The organism is Bacteroides sp. AF25-38AC (assembly GCF_003602995.1).
GTDB lineage: Bacteria > Bacteroidota > Bacteroidia > Bacteroidales > Bacteroidaceae > Bacteroides > Bacteroides uniformis.
In genome coordinates this window covers 14,602-32,134 of sequence record NZ_QTMD01000010.1, presented here as the reverse complement: position 1 = coordinate 32,134, position 17,533 = coordinate 14,602, and the positions used below count along the sequence as shown (strand labels likewise).

Annotated in this window: 20 protein-coding genes; 13 read left to right on the top strand and 7 right to left on the bottom strand. The window is 44.5% G+C overall.

Annotated elements, in window-relative coordinates; genetic code table 11:
* Positions 1-69 precede the first annotated feature (69 nt).
* The 7 genes from DWY55_RS08635 to DWY55_RS08605 all read left to right on the top strand — a co-directional run bounded on the left by DWY55_RS08635 (position 70) and on the right by DWY55_RS08605 (position 6,588).
* A complete protein-coding gene (locus DWY55_RS08635) occupies positions 70-1,119 on the top strand; it encodes a hypothetical protein (RefSeq protein ID WP_117893053.1) in 1,050 nt (349 codons plus the stop codon).
* Between the two features lie 18 nt (positions 1,120-1,137).
* A complete protein-coding gene (locus tag DWY55_RS08630) occupies positions 1,138-1,584 on the top strand; it encodes a hypothetical protein (protein WP_007761496.1) in 447 nt (148 codons plus the stop codon).
* A 10-nt stretch (positions 1,585-1,594) separates the two neighbouring features.
* The gene (locus DWY55_RS08625; RefSeq protein ID WP_005836719.1) at positions 1,595-1,990 is read left to right on the top strand and encodes a hypothetical protein; all 396 of its coding nucleotides are present in this window, start codon (positions 1,595-1,597) and stop codon (positions 1,988-1,990) included.
* A complete protein-coding gene (locus DWY55_RS08620; RefSeq protein WP_117795501.1) occupies positions 1,987-2,544 on the top strand; it encodes a hypothetical protein in 558 nt (185 codons plus the stop codon). Before DWY55_RS08625 ends, DWY55_RS08620 begins: the two co-directional genes overlap by 4 nt.
* 24 nt (positions 2,545-2,568) lie before the next feature.
* A complete protein-coding gene (locus tag DWY55_RS08615; RefSeq protein WP_005836721.1) occupies positions 2,569-3,429 on the top strand; it encodes a hypothetical protein in 861 nt (286 codons plus the stop codon).
* Positions 3,430-3,634: 205 nt separating this feature from the next.
* Complete coding sequence (gene mobV / locus DWY55_RS08610; RefSeq protein ID WP_032558384.1) at positions 3,635-5,092, top strand: MobV family relaxase; 1,458 nt, start codon at positions 3,635-3,637, stop codon at positions 5,090-5,092.
* A 53-nt stretch (positions 5,093-5,145) separates the two neighbouring features.
* Positions 5,146-6,588 carry an OmpA family protein gene (locus DWY55_RS08605; RefSeq protein WP_009293493.1) on the top strand — a complete coding sequence of 481 codons (1,443 nt, stop codon included), beginning with the start codon at positions 5,146-5,148 and terminating at the stop codon, positions 6,586-6,588.
* A gap of 129 nt (positions 6,589-6,717) precedes the next feature.
* Here DWY55_RS08605 and DWY55_RS08600 read toward each other — a convergent pair whose 3' ends face one another.
* Positions 6,718-6,891: a histone H1 gene (locus DWY55_RS08600; RefSeq protein ID WP_004308720.1), complete on the bottom strand. Its 174-nt coding sequence runs from the start codon at positions 6,889-6,891 to the stop codon at positions 6,718-6,720.
* A 469-nt stretch (positions 6,892-7,360) separates the two neighbouring features.
* Between DWY55_RS08600 and DWY55_RS08590 the strand changes: the two genes are divergently transcribed.
* Together DWY55_RS08590 and DWY55_RS08585 are read left to right on the top strand one after the other, a co-directional pair.
* Entirely contained in the window at positions 7,361-7,831 is a 471-nt protein-coding gene (locus tag DWY55_RS08590) for a hypothetical protein (protein ID WP_005836725.1), read from the top strand.
* 429 nt (positions 7,832-8,260) lie between these two features.
* Positions 8,261-8,839, top strand: coding sequence for a hypothetical protein (locus tag DWY55_RS08585; RefSeq protein WP_005836727.1), 579 nt, complete (start codon positions 8,261-8,263; stop codon positions 8,837-8,839).
* A gap of 201 nt (positions 8,840-9,040) precedes the next feature.
* On the opposite strand, the gene DWY55_RS22580 is transcribed toward DWY55_RS08585, so the two are convergent.
* Positions 9,041-9,280 (bottom strand): hypothetical protein, encoded by a 240-nt coding sequence (locus DWY55_RS22580; protein ID WP_005836729.1) that lies wholly within the window; start codon positions 9,278-9,280, stop codon positions 9,041-9,043.
* A gap of 15 nt (positions 9,281-9,295) precedes the next feature.
* Here DWY55_RS22580 and DWY55_RS08570 point away from each other — a divergent pair, with 15 nt between their 5' ends.
* The 4 genes from DWY55_RS08570 (at position 9,296) to DWY55_RS08555 (ending at position 11,079) form a co-directional block, all read left to right on the top strand.
* A complete protein-coding gene (locus DWY55_RS08570) occupies positions 9,296-9,781 on the top strand; it encodes a hypothetical protein (RefSeq protein WP_005836731.1) in 486 nt (161 codons plus the stop codon).
* A 431-nt stretch (positions 9,782-10,212) separates the two neighbouring features.
* Positions 10,213-10,407 carry a hypothetical protein gene (locus tag DWY55_RS08565; RefSeq protein WP_004313635.1) on the top strand — a complete coding sequence of 65 codons (195 nt, stop codon included), beginning with the start codon at positions 10,213-10,215 and terminating at the stop codon, positions 10,405-10,407.
* A 4-nt stretch (positions 10,408-10,411) separates the two neighbouring features.
* Complete coding sequence (locus DWY55_RS08560; protein WP_117795497.1) at positions 10,412-10,696, top strand: hypothetical protein; 285 nt, start codon at positions 10,412-10,414, stop codon at positions 10,694-10,696.
* A gap of 11 nt (positions 10,697-10,707) precedes the next feature.
* Positions 10,708-11,079, top strand: coding sequence for a hypothetical protein (locus DWY55_RS08555; RefSeq protein WP_117795495.1), 372 nt, complete (start codon positions 10,708-10,710; stop codon positions 11,077-11,079).
* A 60-nt stretch (positions 11,080-11,139) separates the two neighbouring features.
* Here the strand turns inward: DWY55_RS08555 and DWY55_RS08550 are convergent, their stop codons facing one another.
* The 5 genes from DWY55_RS08550 to DWY55_RS08530 form a co-directional block, all read right to left on the bottom strand.
* Positions 11,140-12,822: a zincin-like metallopeptidase domain-containing protein gene (locus tag DWY55_RS08550; RefSeq protein ID WP_007761471.1), complete on the bottom strand. Its 1,683-nt coding sequence runs from the start codon at positions 12,820-12,822 to the stop codon at positions 11,140-11,142.
* A gap of 5 nt (positions 12,823-12,827) precedes the next feature.
* A complete protein-coding gene (locus DWY55_RS08545) occupies positions 12,828-13,439 on the bottom strand; it encodes a hypothetical protein (protein WP_005836739.1) in 612 nt (203 codons plus the stop codon).
* Positions 13,440-13,521: 82 nt separating this feature from the next.
* Positions 13,522-13,698: a hypothetical protein gene (locus DWY55_RS08540; RefSeq protein WP_010183082.1), complete on the bottom strand. Its 177-nt coding sequence runs from the start codon at positions 13,696-13,698 to the stop codon at positions 13,522-13,524.
* 12 nt (positions 13,699-13,710) lie between these two features.
* The gene (locus DWY55_RS08535) at positions 13,711-15,267 is read right to left on the bottom strand and encodes a glucosaminidase domain-containing protein (protein WP_117795493.1); all 1,557 of its coding nucleotides are present in this window, start codon (positions 15,265-15,267) and stop codon (positions 13,711-13,713) included.
* 11 nt (positions 15,268-15,278) lie between these two features.
* Positions 15,279-17,528, bottom strand: a complete 2,250-nt coding sequence (locus DWY55_RS08530; protein WP_008669292.1) for a zincin-like metallopeptidase domain-containing protein — start codon at positions 17,526-17,528, stop codon at positions 15,279-15,281.
* Positions 17,529-17,533: the final 5 nt, after the last annotated feature.

Here is a 17,533-nt window from a genome sequence, read left to right as displayed (position 1 = left end):
GCGATATAAAAGGGCTTTTGCAACAAAAATAATATATAGATTTGCATTGTTAAATATGAATTGTTGAATATGAAAATTTTAAAATCATACTACAAGACTCCATCATTTTTGACTGGAAGATGTATCGTTTCATTGACCATATTGGGCCTGATATCATGCAGCGATAGAAATGGCAAATCATTGTCTGAAGCTACGAACGATCCTGCCGGAATATACAGGGAGTATTTGTACAATATACGACGTCAGAAAGATTCTTCATTTCAAGTATTGACCGAACATATCCTACAATGGCAAACTGTAAAAGACTCTGTTTTTAGGCATTTCCGGAATGATACGATCAGTCACCCCCATTCCAATCAGCGTGAAGAGTGTATCAGACTGCATGATTCTATCCGCATTGAGTTCTCACGCTTAGCCCTCTCAAAGACGCGTACTTATCAGGAACTTTTGGCTCTCAAAGGAGAGTTCTCACCTTATAACAATGATGAAGAATTGCATCATGCCGCTGGAGAAATCCGCCCATTTTTCAACTCACTGGATAACCTTCCGTTTCATAAGGGTAACAAAGAGCAAATCCTTGCGGCATACCGTATGTTACTGACCCGAACTATCCGTAATGGCATACATAGCCGCAATGAACTGATTACTTATATCACTAAAGAAGATGCCATATTCCGTGCGTTCCTCTCTCACTTGCACGATTTCGAGGGTGAGAGTATGGCTGACATCACACGTGGTACCGAACAGTGTTGTTCGCAGATATTCCTTGCCGCCGAGAGAAAAGAGATTACCTATCGGGAGGCTATGCTTTATTTGACGATGTGCACCAACCGTCGCCAAATACAAAATATGCAGATTTGTATAGAAGATGTTCGGAACAAAAAAATCAAGACCTCTTCGCAAGCACATGCCTATATATGGATGCTTATCCAACCTTATACTTCACTGGACGGATTCTCTATGACATTGCTTTCCGATAAAGAACGGAAACAACTTGACCGGATGGCGGCACAGACACCTGTGACGTTCAAAACCTTGAGCCGAATCCTGCAATCGGAAAGTGGTCAACTGACTGAATTGCCAAGAATGCTTATGGATATTTTCATACAGACGCTCTAACAATATAAAAATATGAATATGTTACGACATTTTTTCAATGACTTTATGACATTTGTCCCTCTGCAACTACCGCAACTACTTGATGTGACGACAATGGAGGAAGCACAATTCTACGGTGACTACGCCCTACTGACCTTCCCGCTACGCGACCCTTACGACTTGGAGGAAGTGATGGATCTGTTTGAGGACGATATGGAGCTTATAACTCTCTACCACCACATCCCCACGCACGCTGACAAATTCGGGCATAGCACCTGTGCATACTCCAACCCGGCATTTGGACAGATGTTCAAGATGAATTGCAAGACAGATGCAGACGGTAAGGTAAATAGCATTCTTGTTACCATCTATGATTCTCTTGAGCAGATGTACGGCGAGCTGTGCCTTGATTTGGAACTTCATTCCAAAAGTGGCACATTCAAGTATAAGAAGAATAAAGACGATCTCTTGATGAATTTCCTTTAATGGCCATGTTATGCGGGATACACTATACCGACAAATGGTTTATTGGATTAGGGAATACCGGACGTGGATAGAGGTTGTTGATGACAATTTCTACAAGGAGTATGCTTTGTCAAGAAACGGATATATCAACTATATTGTCTCCCGCACGTTGATACTGCGGGCTTACAAAGACAAAGGCTCATACGCCAAAGGCATGACATGGACAATTCCGGAACATAAACTGGATAAGGCATTGGCAGCCTACCGCAAGCAGGAGCATACGTTCAAGCAACGTATTAAGAAAGCAGCGATATACCTTTCACCGAGGGATGCCGAAGTTATCATCCTGTTGGCCACCCACAATATTGTTCAATTAGAGTTGGTGATACCACCCATTCAAATACGCGAAAAACCCTATTATTTATGATTTGGAATATACTACAACTTATCTTCTGTATAATACTTTTCGTATTGCCATTAGCATTGTACAAGAGCCACCGTTCTTTTATGGTAAGGTTCTATGATGCTATGATACACAGTGTAAAGGCTCGTAAACTATATGTACGGGTCGTATTGATTCTGCTATTGCTCTTCCACTATGTTTACATCAGCGGACATGTTGGCGAGTTAGGTATTTTTCTTTCAACCGCTGTCTGTGCCGCTATATATTCATTTAGGAGAGCGGACAAGTTATTAAGAGGTTTATGTGACCGACCATGTATGTTTGCCATACTCTCATTGGTGGCATTGGCCATCAGTTTTGTTCCACACTTGTACACGACGGCGGTAACTGCCGCCTATCTTCTTTTGGCTACCCTGTTCTATCCCTCTGTTCGGGTCATGACCGAATTTCAGGACATAGGCATAATCTCTGAATGGATGAAATTCCCCGGACTATTAGCCGAAAGTTATTATGACCATCATCACGCGATATTGCCGCAAGATGCGGATAGCGGCAACACTGATATATCCGCACAATAGTAATAATTTAAAAATGAAATGAAAATGAAAACCAAGCAGAAAATAGCTGTCCCTATATTGGCAGACAGAGAAGTATTTGACTACCTCAAGGAAAAAGTCGGTGAACGAAAAACAAAGACAGAAGCCTTCTGTGATTTGTTGGATAAATCTTTGGCAGGTTTTGTTTCCCCTTTTTTAAGGAACAAAGGCTACGAACTTCAACCCAACCAGTGCCACGTGACTGTTTCCGACCTTTCATCGGAATGGCATTGGCATAGGGCTACTGTCCGTTCTTTTTTGGATGTAATGGAAGAGTTCGGCTTGTTGAATCGCATCCGGCTTTCCAAAAGCGTCATCATTACCATGACTGTGCAAACCAGCCAATCCACGGAGTCTTGCAATGGACAGAAGAAGTTGAACCTTGCAGAACAGCTACGTGAGGTATTGTCCGATTGGATAATCGGCAAAGTGTCCCTTGACGAGACCGGTATCAAGTGTGAACAACTTGTTCGCCGGGCAATGGATGAAGCTGGCATATGCGATAACTGCCCATCTCCGGACAGTATCACTCGCATCAATCTGGCAGCGGATGATGATGAACGGGCTGTCAAGATTCGTATGGTAGCTTTGGAGTGCATTGCATTTGCCGCCATACAACGGGCACTGCGTAAGTCGAGATTCGACGACAGTGCAGAGTTTATGGACTACTTCCGATTGGAATTGTATGGGGACTGGACAGGACTTGTCGCAACTTCGAAAGGTATTGCCGGGCTTATTCTTGATGTAGATAGGGATGACAATACCGATTATGATGAAGATGACAGGGAGTTCCTTAAAACGCTTTTTAAGCCTTTTCTGGCATTCGCTGCAAAGGCACAAGAGGCAACGTACCAGATTGGAGATTGAAAACAGAACGTATAACCGCAACAATCTACTTTTGTATCCAGTGAAGACCCCTGCCAGTTATAGAAGGCATCCGGGCTTGCCCGTCTGCCACGAACAAAGGGAAGGGGGAGCCTAATACCCCACCTGCCTGACGTCGGTGGGAAGGGTGTCCGAACAAGCAGCAAGCTGGGACACGGTAGATTGTCCGCAACAATATAAAAAACGTATGGCTAATCAAAAACAGGTACTCGACGTGCAGGTGTCGAAAGGGATTACCACCGCCCAAAGTAATGAACATCTGCGTGACCGTAGTGAAAAGGCAGAGAAGTACGCTATGAGTAAGGGAAATTATGATCCTACGCGTAAACGGCTGAACTTCGAGATTGCGCCCGGAGGTAAAATACATCCCATCGACACAAGCCGTAGCATTCCCGAACGGATGGCGGACATATTAAGTCACCGTGGAATCAAAGATCCTAATGAGGGGCTGCTCGAACCAAAATACCGCACGGTGGTAAATATTATCTTCGGCGGTTCACGGAAGCGAATGCAGGAACTTGCTTTCGGTACGCAACAGGTGGACTTTGAAAAAGGTGCGGACAATACCCGCATCGAACGGAAGCGTGACATTGAACGCTGGGCGAAGGATGTTTATTCATTCGTTTGTGGCAGATATGGTGAGCAGAACATCGCTGCATTCATTGTACATCTGGATGAATTGAACCCGCATATCCACTGTACGCTTCTGCCAATCAAGGATAGTCGCTTTGCGTACAAGGAAATCTTCGCCGGTAAGGATAAGTTTGAATATAGTGCAAGAATGAAACAACTTCATACGGACTTTTTCGCAGAAGTCAATACAAAGTGGGGAATGTCAAGAGGAACAAGCATATCCGAAACGGGTGCACGGCACAGAACGACTGAGGAATACCGCCGAATGTTGTCTGAAGAGTGTACAACAATCGAGGATAATATCAAACGCCACCAACAGGTATTGGGTGAACTTCAATCAGACATCCGGTTGGCAGAACGCAGAGTCAAAGGGCTTACGACAATGGTTAGCAATCTTGAAAAGCAGAAAACTGAAAAAGAAACCTTGTTATCGGCAGCCGAGTACAATTTAAAAGAAAACAAAGGCAATGCGGCAGAATTGGCAATCCAAATACAAATGTTGGAAAAAGAGCTGCAAGGAATCATCAGACAACTGGCAGACAAGCAGGAAAAGTTGCAGACGGCTGACCGGCAACTCATCGAACTGAAAAAGGATATGGGGGCCATTGAAGAACGTACCGAAGAACTCAAAGAGGAGGCCTATCAATATTCCCGTGATGTACACTCCAAAGTGGATAGCTTGTTTAAAGACGTCCTACTGGAGAGTATAATCAGCGAGTATCGTAACGCATCGGCACAAATGAATGTTTCAGAACGACAGCTCTTTGACGATTCACTGGTACAGTCTATCGCCGAGCGGGGTACGGAAATCATGCACTGTGCGACAATGCTATTTCTCGGAATGGTAGATGATGCCACTACATTTGCCGAATCACATGGTGGTGGAGGCGGAGGAAGTGACCTCAAATGGGGACGCGACGAGGACGAGGACAATCGAGCATGGGCACTCCGCTGTATGAGGATGGCGAGCCGCATGATGCGCTCGACTATCGGCAAGAAATCTAAACGGTAAATGGCATACGCCTTACACCTGATTAAAAGTATAACTAATGAAATCATTGGAATATGACGAAACAAATTATTTTCATCTTCGCTTTGCTCTGCACGTTGCAGGCACAAGCAAGTGTACAACCCGTACAGAAGGACACTGTACGACACACTATTCATTATGAAGTAGCGGAATTGCTTCAACCGATGCAGCCCGTCTATCTCAACGGGGTGCTACTTCCGGCATCCCGAACCGGCAACTGGTTTGTTAGCATATCCGGAGGTGCGACAGTTTTTCTTGGTACACCTCTCGGTTGTGAAGACCTTTTTGGACGAGTGAAACCTTCGTACAGCCTCGCTGTCGGCAAGTGGTTTACTCCTTTGGTCGGCGCAAGGGTAAATTATAGTGGCTTGCAGTTTAAGGATGCACAATTATCTACGCAGGATTACCATTATATCCATGCAGATCTCCTGTGGAATCTCCTTGGACGCAGATATGCCCGACAGGAACAGGTACGTTGGAGACTTGCACCCTTTATGGGTGTCGGTCTGCTACATAACGCCACCAACGGGAACAATCCCTTTGCGCTTTCTTACGGCATACAAACACAATACCGTATTTCCAAACGGGTTAGTGCTATGCTGGAACTCTCTAACACAACTACATTCCAGGATTTCGACGGGTATGGCTATCCAAACCGTCCGGGCGATCACATGCTTTCGCTGACTGCCGGATTCACCTTTCATCTCGGTAAGGTCGGCTGGAAGCGCGCGGTGGATACGGCACCCTACATCCATCGGAACGAACTGCTTGTCGATTATGGTAACTTCCTTTCGGAGGAGAACAGGCGTTATGTGGGACGTCACAATCAAGACAAGCGAACGCTCGTGGAATTAAAGAAAATTCTGGAAATCGAAGGACTACTCGATACATATAGCCATATCTTTGACAACGACGATATAACCGGATGCAGATATCCTATAAATAATTATAGCGGTTTGAACTCGCTTCGTGCAAGGTTGAAGCATAGCTATTGGGACGGGTCGTCACCTCTTGACACGACTATTCTTCAGACTGAGAATGGAAAGCCATCGTATAATTATACGGCTTCCCGAAATGTGCTGTCCGCCCATCAGGACACTCTCGCTATGGATTCCACGGTTCTTTCATACGCTGATGGAGAGTGCATCGGTGCACCCATCTATTTCTTCTTTGCTCTCAATACGACACATTTGACGGATACCTCACAGAGGCTTAATCTTGACGAACTGGCTCGTGTAGCTAAGAAATACAGTTTATCCGTGAGGGTAACTGGTGCTGCCGACAGTTCTACAGGAACATCAAGTATCAATGATTCTTTGAGTATATCGAGAGCAGGTTTTATTACCGCAGAACTGGAACAACGTGGAATACCAGCCAAGCGGATTATCAGAGTTAGCAAAGGTGGAATTGCCGACTATATGCCCGTGGAAGCCAACAGACATACGAAAGTGGAGTTGTTTTTTCCAAAAGCGAAATAGAAATTTCGCATAATTGATGTTTAACTTTGTCATAATCAATGAAGCCTCTCCGCTGTGAAGCGAAGAGGCTTTTTCGATATGGTACACGTGAAGTTCGCCATATTCCTACTGTCAGAACCAGAATGAAAGTTATTTCGATGCTTCAAGTGACTCTTTTCTGAACTGTTTGAGAAGTTTTTCAAGTTCAAGTGATACTTTGCGGGCACGAGTTCCGGCAGCTTTGTTGCCTTTCTCCATCTGGAGGTTGGCATCTTTTGAGAATTGATCGAACAATTCACAGATTTGTGTAAATGTTTTTTCCATTGTTATGTTCTTAATATTATATAATACGTTGGCAAAGATAGCAAAAATATTTTTTTAGGACTTATATTAGCTCTGTTATATATTTCGCCTATAACATGATACCCCTTTTTATGTTTTTCCATTCTGAGTATTCCCTTATCGCACCATCGGCAAATCTGGCCGAAGAGATTTTATATGCAAAGGTACAGTGTCCGGGCGATTGTCAAGCACCGCTATGCTAACGGTTCCTGGATATTTTACGGCAGCCTTCCTCAAATCAAAGATTGACTTTCAGTCCCCTTCTCATTGCAAGGTATAAAAGGACAAGCCTGCTTCTGCTCTGACATTCGAAGGGTGGGTATTCCGTTCCATTCCATTCACTGTTTACTTGTCTTATCGCCCTTATTCCACTGTTAATCCTGCATAAAAATCAATCCCCGGCAAGAAGCCGAAAGAGCTTCAAGCAAAGGGAAATAATAAATCAAAGAATATGGGAAAATACGATTTTATCAAGCTGGGTAATCTTCTTTATTGGCATGACCCAGATAGTGGTCTGTCTAATGGGGTTTACCAAGTGGCTTCTATTCCGGAAAACATTGAAGAGGATAGCGTTATTTTGATTGCATCTGATACTTCGGAAGCGGAGGTTTTTCCTTCAGAATTATCACCGATACATACCGGTAGAAGTCATAAAGAAGACTTTTTGCGTTGGAAAACAGAACGTGAAGCTGAAGGTATTGAGTTTTACGACCACCTTTCCAAAGTGATGGATACGGAAAACGACTTGAGTGTGGGAGATATGGTGGCGTTTACAAACGATTATGGAGTGATATTTGGACCTTGTGAGGTCTTAGCTTTTGGGAATCTCTGTAATAGTGGCAGATGTGTATATATTGACAGTGATTCTTATTGGTTTCCTAACCGTCCCGACCAACTCACCATCATAAGAGGTGCGGAATGACAACAACATATCCACCTGTAGCCAAAGCAGGTGGATAGCATTTCCTTGTATTGTATATTCAGCCTGATTACTCTTATAGCCATGCTCCACCGAACTCCCGTTACCGCTCTTATTCCTTTTTTACTCGTCGTACTCCATTTCTAACAGTATAACACATTTATTGGCCTGACATACGCCGTAGGTTTGTTTTCGTGTGCAAAGGTACGGTGGACAAACAGTGTCCAAGTACCGCTGTCACTACCTGAAAAGAAATTTGACGTAACCTTCCGTAATCACAGATTCCGGTATTCATAAAATTTCATTTCTGATTCCTTGTCCGTTGTTTTTGTATTCACCGTTTGAAACGCACATGAAAACACTCCTTTTGGACGAAGTCGGAAGGCTTCAAAAAAGGGAATAAAAGAAATTCTAATATAAAAAATTACGATTATGCCAAATTGGTGCAGTGCGTCATATGCTATAGAGGGTGACGCGGAAGAAGTAAAGAGCCTCTACAAGTTGATGAAAAGGTTACAAGAACAGAAAGAACCGTCTGTTCCTAACGGTTTCGGTAAAACATGGTTGGGATGCCTTGTGAATGCTTTGGGTGGCGATTATAACAAAATTCATTGCCGAGGTGACTGGAGTAACCTCGAAATGGAGGGTAATATCTTGAAATTCACAACGGAAACAGCTTGGTCTCCGTGTGATGAAACATTTGAACTTGTATGTGAGAAATTCCCAACACTATGTTATTTCTATCAATCGGAAGAGCCAAGTCTGGCTGAGTATTGGACAAATGACCAAGAGGGCAAATACTTTCCCGACCAGTACATTGCAGACCTATGTACTCCAGACGGCAAACGGTACAAGGAATATTTTGTCAACCAGACAGAAATATTCAAGTGGTTTGAGGAGATAAGCGGTCAGTCTGTCGAATCAATAACAGAAATTCTTGCTATTGCCGAACAATGGAAAGATGAAAATGACAAATCTTTCTGTAACATCTATGAATATGCCGCAGGCTAAGACTAATCCGATGCAGAAAACGAAATGACGGTATGCTGACAGCGTTCAGCGAACTATCATTATCCGATAAGCCTCTCTAATTTGCCATGCAGATTGGAGAGACTTTGTCTCTTTCAGCCCTTTTATACAGTCGCAGAGTGCTTCTCCAGTCTTTTATATTCTTCCAATCCGGATATTCTTTATATCGCACATCGGCAGTTCTTATCTGAGAGATTTTGTATGCAAAGATACAGCTTTAGAATGGTCGTCAAGTAACGCTGCGCTAACAGTTTCCGGATACTTGTGGCAGCCTTCCGCATATCGAAGATTTGGGTATTCCACTTCATTCCATTCACTATTCACTTGCCTTATCCATCCTTTCCTTACTGTCAATTTCGCATAAAAATCATTCCTGACAAGAAGCCGGAAGAGCTTCAAGCAAAGGGAATAAAGTTTAATCATTTAAATTTTAAAATTATGCACAGCCGAATTTTTCAGATTTCTAAAATGTGGATAGGAAAAGAAAACTATCTGAATGAAGACACTCTCCATCAGGGAGATGGCAGTTTCTATGACTATTGTGCGGAGATAGATGACGAAGAACGTAAGGAAGATATTCGTTATTTGGTCAATACTGCCCTACCCAAAGATATGTTCGAACTTGTAGGTGATGACACCATGCGCTACATTGGTGGTGTGGAACAATGGAAAGAGAACTTTGTGACTAACATCCGTAAGAAAGCTGAAGCTATTACGACGGAAAATATGTTGGAGTTTGTAGGCCCTGTTTATCAACTTGAAAAGGCATTGGAAAATCCATTGGATATTGCGTATCATTTCTATTTGGACGGAGAGGGATACCAGTCATTTGCCGAAAAATCTTTTGCATTTATGGAATTTGTCTGTACGCTTGAACCGGGAACGATACTCTATATCGGAGGAGTCATCGACTATCACTTCTGATACTCCATATAATTTTTTTAAAGCCACCCGCAACTCAAGCGGGTGGTTATCATCTTCCTATATAACAGTCCGGTTACTTTTATAGACCATGTTCTGCCGAACCTCTGTTACCAATTCACAGCCTCTTTTACCGATTCTATATTACCTGTTCTAATTGTATTACATTCTCACAGTCCCGACATGCACCGTTGTTTGTTTCGTGCGCAAAGGTACGGTGGCAAACGATGTTCAAGTACCGCTGTTGCTACCTGAAATGAAATTTGACGTAACCTTCCGCAATCACAGATTCCGGTATTCATAAAATTTCATTCCGGTTACTTGCTCATAGTTCTTGCATCCACCGTTGAAAATGCACATGAAACAACCTCTTGGGTGAAGTCGGAAGGCTTCAAGAAGAGGGAAATAAAAAACAACTTAAAAAAATAAATGCAATGAGAACTAAAACACTCTACAGATGCGATGCACAGAAAATAGACATCAGTCGTTTCCCTAACTTTCACATAACAGGAAGTATAACCGGAATGAAGAAACTCTATTATGGCAAGAATGCTCTATTGGTACGTTGCGGAAGCTGGATTTACAACGTGTCAAGTGAACCCGAAGTTTATTATAATATAGCACATTAGTAGTATGAAAAAAGGTTATAAAAAAGATTTTCAGAGTTGGAAAGGTATAGTAACTCTAAAATTACTTTGCTGTAATATAGCAGCAGGTCGTTTTGATTGGAAGAAATATTGTACGCCACAGCCTTATTGTGGTCAGGAGATTTGCGTTATACCGCTACATTGTTCTTATGGACAGATAGGCTACACTGTGTACTTCCCTTATTCTGATATGCCGGAAGTGGAATACGATTGGGAAATGAACAAATTAACTATTGACAAAGAGATTTGGGAGAATTATTTACAGAATTAATATTTAAAAATATGGCACGGAATTTTTATACCAAATGGCAGAACGCAATCCTTGCAGATGCAGGAGCCTATGTTTCAAAAGAATACCGCAGTTTTCAAACAGCTTTGGTACGTGAGATTTCCAAGTACGCAACAGCCGTTGGCGCAAAAGTAATATCCAACTTAAAAGGGCATTATAATACCTCTTGTTTCATTGAACGCAACGGCAAATTCGTTTACATCAGTCACTCTTCCGGTTTGTCCCGAATAGGTCGCAGTGTAAAAATAGAACTTGATTCTTTCTGGATACGGACAGCCCAACATGCGAAAGATTACAGAGGGGGACATAATCAGTATTGCGATATAACAAATTTACAGTCTATGATAGATAATTTGTTAGAGTAATAAATTGCAAATAAACAAGAAAAGGTACGGAGCAAACCTGCTCCGCATCTTTTTTCTGTTTTATCGGCGCATTCTGCCACCGTACTCTGCCTCTTGTAGCTCTTCCCGATATTCCTCCATATCATTCAATTTTTCGTTCACAGTTTGCAGGTTGGCATCCAACGAAGCATTATGATCGTATGGAAAACGATGTTGTGCGACAATTCCCGCATTAGTAACCGGCCCGACATCTATCATGTCGGATTCTTTGTTATAACTGACATACAGCACGTCACCGTTTGGCATTTCAAATGCAGGAGTCTTTTGCTGTGTCATGATGGCGAATTGTTCCGCAGCCATCTCCTTGGCTACCCCTTTTAACGTATCTCCAGCATGTTCAATACCATAACGCCTGATATGGTCGCGTACTTCCTTTTCCGTGAATTTCAGCATCACGTCATAAGTTCCCCCGACACTCCCATTGTACACTACAGCAAAATCCTTGTCCTCAATCAAAAGATTGTCTCCTCGGTTCTGTATGGGAGAAGAATAAGTATATTCTTCGTTAATGCCGTTACCGTCATAATACTCCTTGGCGAGAGTCAGCAGTCCTTCGTAGTCCCCCTTATCCTTGAATGCGTCCAACCGCATCGTGTCATCGGTAAGCTGAAGATAGGCCACGGAAGAATAATACACTTTTTCTTTCGGTGCTGCTGTTTGTTCTTCATCAATGTTCTGCTCCAGTTCCTGTGCAATCTTATCCACCTTTTGGGCAATCAGAGAAGCCGCCCTTTTCACATCCAACAGAGTTGTTTTGATGAATTGCGGCGATTCCTTCAATTCGTCGAGCCATCCTTTGAGGTACGCACAACTGTCCTCTTTTATATGTTTCGTCATGCCGTAACGTTGGGCGACCAATGCGCTGCCTAACTCAGCCACCAGTTCTTCGCGCGCGTACTCTGCCGAGCCGAAAGTTGTCGGCTTGATACGGTCAAGAACTCCTTCCGCACCGGTTGAGTGTGTCATCTCATGGAATAGTGTTCCATAGAACGCCTCTCCGGATTTGAACTGCTCCTTTTCCGGCACAACGATTTCATTTTTCGATATAGAGTAGTAAGCGTTATCCTGATGCTGTGGTTTGATCGGACAAATCCACAGATTGTCCTTTATCAGCGCATCGACGGGCGCGAAGCTGAAATGTTCTCCGTTCTCAATCTTCGATAGCGAATACTCTTTTTCGAGTTTTTGCCACAACTCCGGTCTTGCCTCCTGCAAGTTGGTCTGTGCCACGTTAAAGACTCGGAATACTTGCATCTTCGGATAAACATTGTATTCCTTCTTCTCGTTATCAGATAGTTTTTTGTAGTCATCATACTTAATCTTCTCACCAGAATCCTTATGTATGCAGGTGAATGTAGTCAGCATGATTGGGAATGATTTCTCTCCACGAAGTACAGAAACACGAGGTTTCTCCTGATTGTCCTTATCGGATTTGTTGAGCCGTTGTACACACTCAAAAGTGCAGAAGCGCGGAATCTTGTAACCTTCCTTTTCACAGTGTATAAGCAACATAATGGCATTCATGCCGTTATACTCACGTCCGGAAAGATTGCGGGGCCATTGCAACGCTCCTTCCGTGAACCAGGGCTTTCTCCAATCCTTACGGATACTCTCGATTTTCTCAATCATCATTTCAGCGAAGAGGTCTAATGCTTTATCCTCACTGTTCGGCCCGTCCGTGTGCTGTTTTTTATATCCGGCCATATCCTTTACTGATTGGAATTAGACGAATCTGCTACATACTGTACAAGTTCTTCCACCTTGCATGAAACATTCACCTTCCCGTTATATGCCGAAAGGGTTATTTCACCTTTGGCATCCACTCGCACGCCTGGCTGTAACCATGCTTCGCGTTCTTTGCCAAAACAGAAAAAACGTACCCATTGGTATTCAAAGCCATCCTCTACTTTCTCCGTACTGAATGCCGAGAACATTGTGTAAGGCTGGTCTTTCTTATCCCTTTTTTCCTCGATATGCTGCCCGACCTTACCTCGAAATACCAATTCGCCTTTGACCGTATCCTTCACATCTGCCGTAGCTGTACGAATTTCGTTAGTAAAAAGATTGAAATAAAGTTTGTCACCACGGTGTTTGAGATACATTGTCCCCGAAACCTCAACGCGGGAACCATTTCGATAATTGGAGACCTCCTCTCCGGCAGTATCTTTGCTGACATCCACCTCAATAGGCATAGTCTTCCCGTCTGTGTCAGGAATCATCACTCGAAGAGGGAAAACCAAGAACGTTTTCCCTTCCTTGTTTGTGCGTATCGACGCATCACGTCCGATGACGCCGCATACCGTAACATTACATTTTATCATTTCTATTGTCTTTTAATGTGATACATAATCACCCGACAACGGTGTTGCCATGATTTGTTGTTGAGCTGCTAAATCATAGCTTTTAATCGGGTGCTCGTATCATTGCCCAAATCAACCATCCGGCAAGGAACAGTTGAACGCTCATGATAAGGAGCGTTGCCATCCAGCCGAAGAGTTGGTAGCAGAGCAGGACATACAAGGCAAGGTAGGACAGTCCGAACAGACATCTGCATAGCTGTATCATCACGCATTTTACCATATCGCCACGCCTCTATCTTTTTAAGTTCTCTGTCTGCCCCTGCTGCTGGGACATCCCTTGTTCAAAATTCTGTGAAGCCGCTTCCGAGAGGATAACCGTATTCAGCATACCGGTTACACGTATCCTTTTGGCTTCTTCTGTGAGAGTGTTGTTATTCAGTGTTGCCGACAGACGGCTTAGCTCCGCAGTAGTCAACTCACGTGACATACGCAGCTCTCCATTGTCCACTCGCAGAATAGCCTTTCCATTTTCACTGATTGCCAGTTCACAGTTTTTCATGCCCGGCAACAATGATTTCAGATTGATGCGCCCGCTGTCCATTTGTTTCGATATGGCAGTCTTTTGCTCCTCCTCGTTCTTGTTGTCGATTTGTACGGCCAAGAGCATAAGGGAACTAAAGGCTGTCATCGCCATCTCTACTATAGGGTCATTGCATCCAGACATTCCCACACCGCTATCCTCTGACGAAAGCAGCTTCTTCATCCATCCGTCGGGTGAAAGGTTTTTGCCGGCGGCATTCTCTTCTGTTCCTTTATATCGGGTGAGCAGGCTGTTCCCGTTGTGCAACACTTCCAATTTGATATTACCTTTCTGTGCGATTTCAGTCAGATAAGCCGCAGGGTCGATGTCACGCTTTGTTCCGTCTGCATAGAAGTTTGTCACGCTGAAATGTAGATGTTCGCCCGTTGTACGTGTACCTGTGTTGCCCGATGTGCCGAGCTTCCCACCGGCTTGTACTACATCACCGACCTTTACAGCAACCTCCTTAAGGTGCATATAAGTACATTGTACCTTGCTACCATCCGTTCGGGTATATTCCACAGTCAGCGATTTCCCACCGGGCGTGTTCTTGTTCTGGTTCACAACCACCACCTTCCCGTTGTTTTCAGTAGCCAGTACCGCATCGCCATTGCAACGGATATCAATTCCCTTGTGCATCTGTTGTTTCGTGTTGTCCATCGGATCTTGCCGCATACCGAAAGGCGAGGTAACAAAAAGAAACTCTTCACGCTCTACCGGGAATGAGTATTCCGCACCATACTCTGAATTTTCAGACGTTCGGAGAGGATTATGTTCCGCACCGAACCGCTTACCCTGTGTTTCCATTTCCTGCATCACCAGTTTGTCATACTGCTGTAAGCCATTTTGCTCTATAATCCGTTGCAGGCTCTCGGCATATTCTCCGCCTGTGGCATAACCGGCCTGTTCGATATTTTGTGTCCAACCCTTGTAATCGTCGGGTGAAAGTGCAAAACATCGGGCATAGCGGCTGTTCTCTTTCAGAAAACGGGAGTGGTGTTCGTATGAATCACCCACGCTGTCATAACTGCAAAACTTCTCATTCGGCTTATCGTCAGTATATATGCCATACCTTCCTCCTTCGGCAATCCATGCAGGCGTAGCCTTGATGCCAAAATGGTTGTTTTCGTTCTGCGCCAAACGGCTTTGTCCGTTGGAACTTTCCAGTATGCCTTGTGCCAACGTCACGGATGCGGGTATTCCGTATCGGCGCATCTGCTCCATAGCATACTCTGCATATTTCATTGCGTATTGTTGGTTCTTGCTCATTTCCTTACTCCTTATCTATGAAAACCTCTGTGTGTTTCTTGTTCCTCCATGTCACTGATAGCAACCCGTGCCCCGGCACGGACGAGCTTAGACAGATAGCTGTCGAGCTGTTCCGTTGGAAATTCCGTTGAAGCCGTAATGTCCCGTTCCGGATACTCTTTCAGGGCTATGCCCAATATCTTTGCACCCTGTACCGCATCTTCGTTATAGAGCCGATAACCATCTTTCGTGCGAAGCAGTTGCAAGGCATCGGGATGGTTCGCCTTAAGTTTGTCCCACAACTGCCGCTCCGGTGAAATTCCCTCATTGTCTGATTCCGTCCGTTCCTGCGCTGCCGTTTCTATCGGCCACAACTCTGCTTCTTTCTGTTGTTTCTCTCCGGTGTGTGCTTCCTGCGATTGTCCTTTTTGCAGTACGTCTGCAAAAAGAGTAGCTGCCAGATGACGTTTGTAGCTGTCACGTTCTTCCGCTATCCACATCCGCTGCCACTGTTGCGGAGTGACACTTCGGGCAGGCTGTTTCTGTCCGTCGATAGTTGCGACACACTGTATGCCGTCTTGTTTGGTTTTGAAAACCGAAACACGCTGGATACGGTTCAAATCAATTTCCGGCATTTCGCTGTGGAACAAATCCACCTTTAGGTCAGGTTTGACCTCGGCCAGCGCATAATACTTGTGCGCCAGTTCCATCCGCACCTTACCGATGTTATCCATCGCTTGCTTGAGCGTTGAAAAGAAGCGGTTTATATCTTCTTTATCAGGATAGATGCTATATCCGCTCTTATTTTCGGGTTTGATATAAAGTGCCCATCGTTTCTTATCGTCTTGAATCATCTCTACGTGGTCAAATCCGATCTCATTTGCCTGTTTGACCGCCGAAGCCACGTCCAGTGTGGAGAGTTTCTCCATCGCCCAGTTCTTCAGCCGGGCCAACGTAATCATCTTCTCGGCAAAATAACTGTCATCGGGCCGATAACCTAATGCACCATCCGTATTGTAGAAGCGTACCTGCTCGATTCCCTCTTTCTGCAACGCTCGCATGATGCGTCCCTTGTTCATTCCCGGTATCTCGTTATCTACCTCTGTTGATGCCCCTGCTGGGAGAATCACGTCTGCGGTTTTTGCCTGTGGGTCAATAACAAGCACAATTTTTTTCGTTTCTTTATCCGGATGCTGCCGAATCTCGTTGGCCACAAAATAATGTTTGGGCATCTGCTCCTGCATGGTTGAAGTGTCCCGCCGGTTGCGCATGGTGGCGTATTCGATTTTCTCGCCCCGTTCCGCTTTATTGATTACTTCGATGGCATTGTTCACGTCACTTTCGAGGGCGTCCATCAAGTTTGGGTTCTCTTTCAGCTCCCGGCACCAGTATTCCACAGTCTTCAGGCTTTCTTCAGACAACCGTGCTGGCAACCCCAGTTCCAACATTTTAATTCCCGAAGCCAGTTCCACGACCAACCGCTCCTGTCTGACGGCATCCTCCGAGGGAGCCACACCGTTCTTCATCACCATACCTTCACGCGCCAACCGTTGTTGGTGTCCGGTAGCACTCACGATTTGCCGCAAGGCTTCCTGTATATAGTCGTGATAATGTCCGAACTCTCTTTGTCGCGGCATATAGACCGCATCCTTATCTGTTTCGTAGTGGGGTACACCGCTTCCGTCCGAACGCACAGGCACAAGGTTGTCCCGCATCCTCAGCAGGAAGTCGTTGAATTGAATATGCAACCGTCGGTTGTCAGCTTCCGTATATCCTCTTTCCACTGCACTGCCATACCGCCGCAACGTCGTTTCGTATCGCTCCTTATCCACGTAGGGTAGTGTCGTCTGGTCAATGTTGAACAAAGTACGAATTTCACGGTTGTGTACACCTTTATATAATTTTTGTTCCTCTTCATACAGTTTCATGTAGTCATCACGGCTGATAATCTGTTCCGGATTATTACGGTGAACGTACTTGTTCCAATTGTAAAACAAAAATGGAACTCCCTGCTCATTTTCACGCACCGAGGCTCCTTGTGCCTTGGCATCACTGAATAGCGTGAACTGGTTGGTTTTGCATCCATTTTTATCGGAATGCAACGTCATGAACAGCGCATTGAATGCACTGACAGAAACACCCCTTGGATAGAAGCGTGGGTATCCCTTTCCCGATGCGTTGAGCCAGTGTCCACCGGCATTCGAGGCTTCACTCAAAGCCGTAGAAAGCAAGGTGATTTGTTTTTCCTCGGCTTTCTTTTCGATTTGCGATTTTTCTTTCATATCGT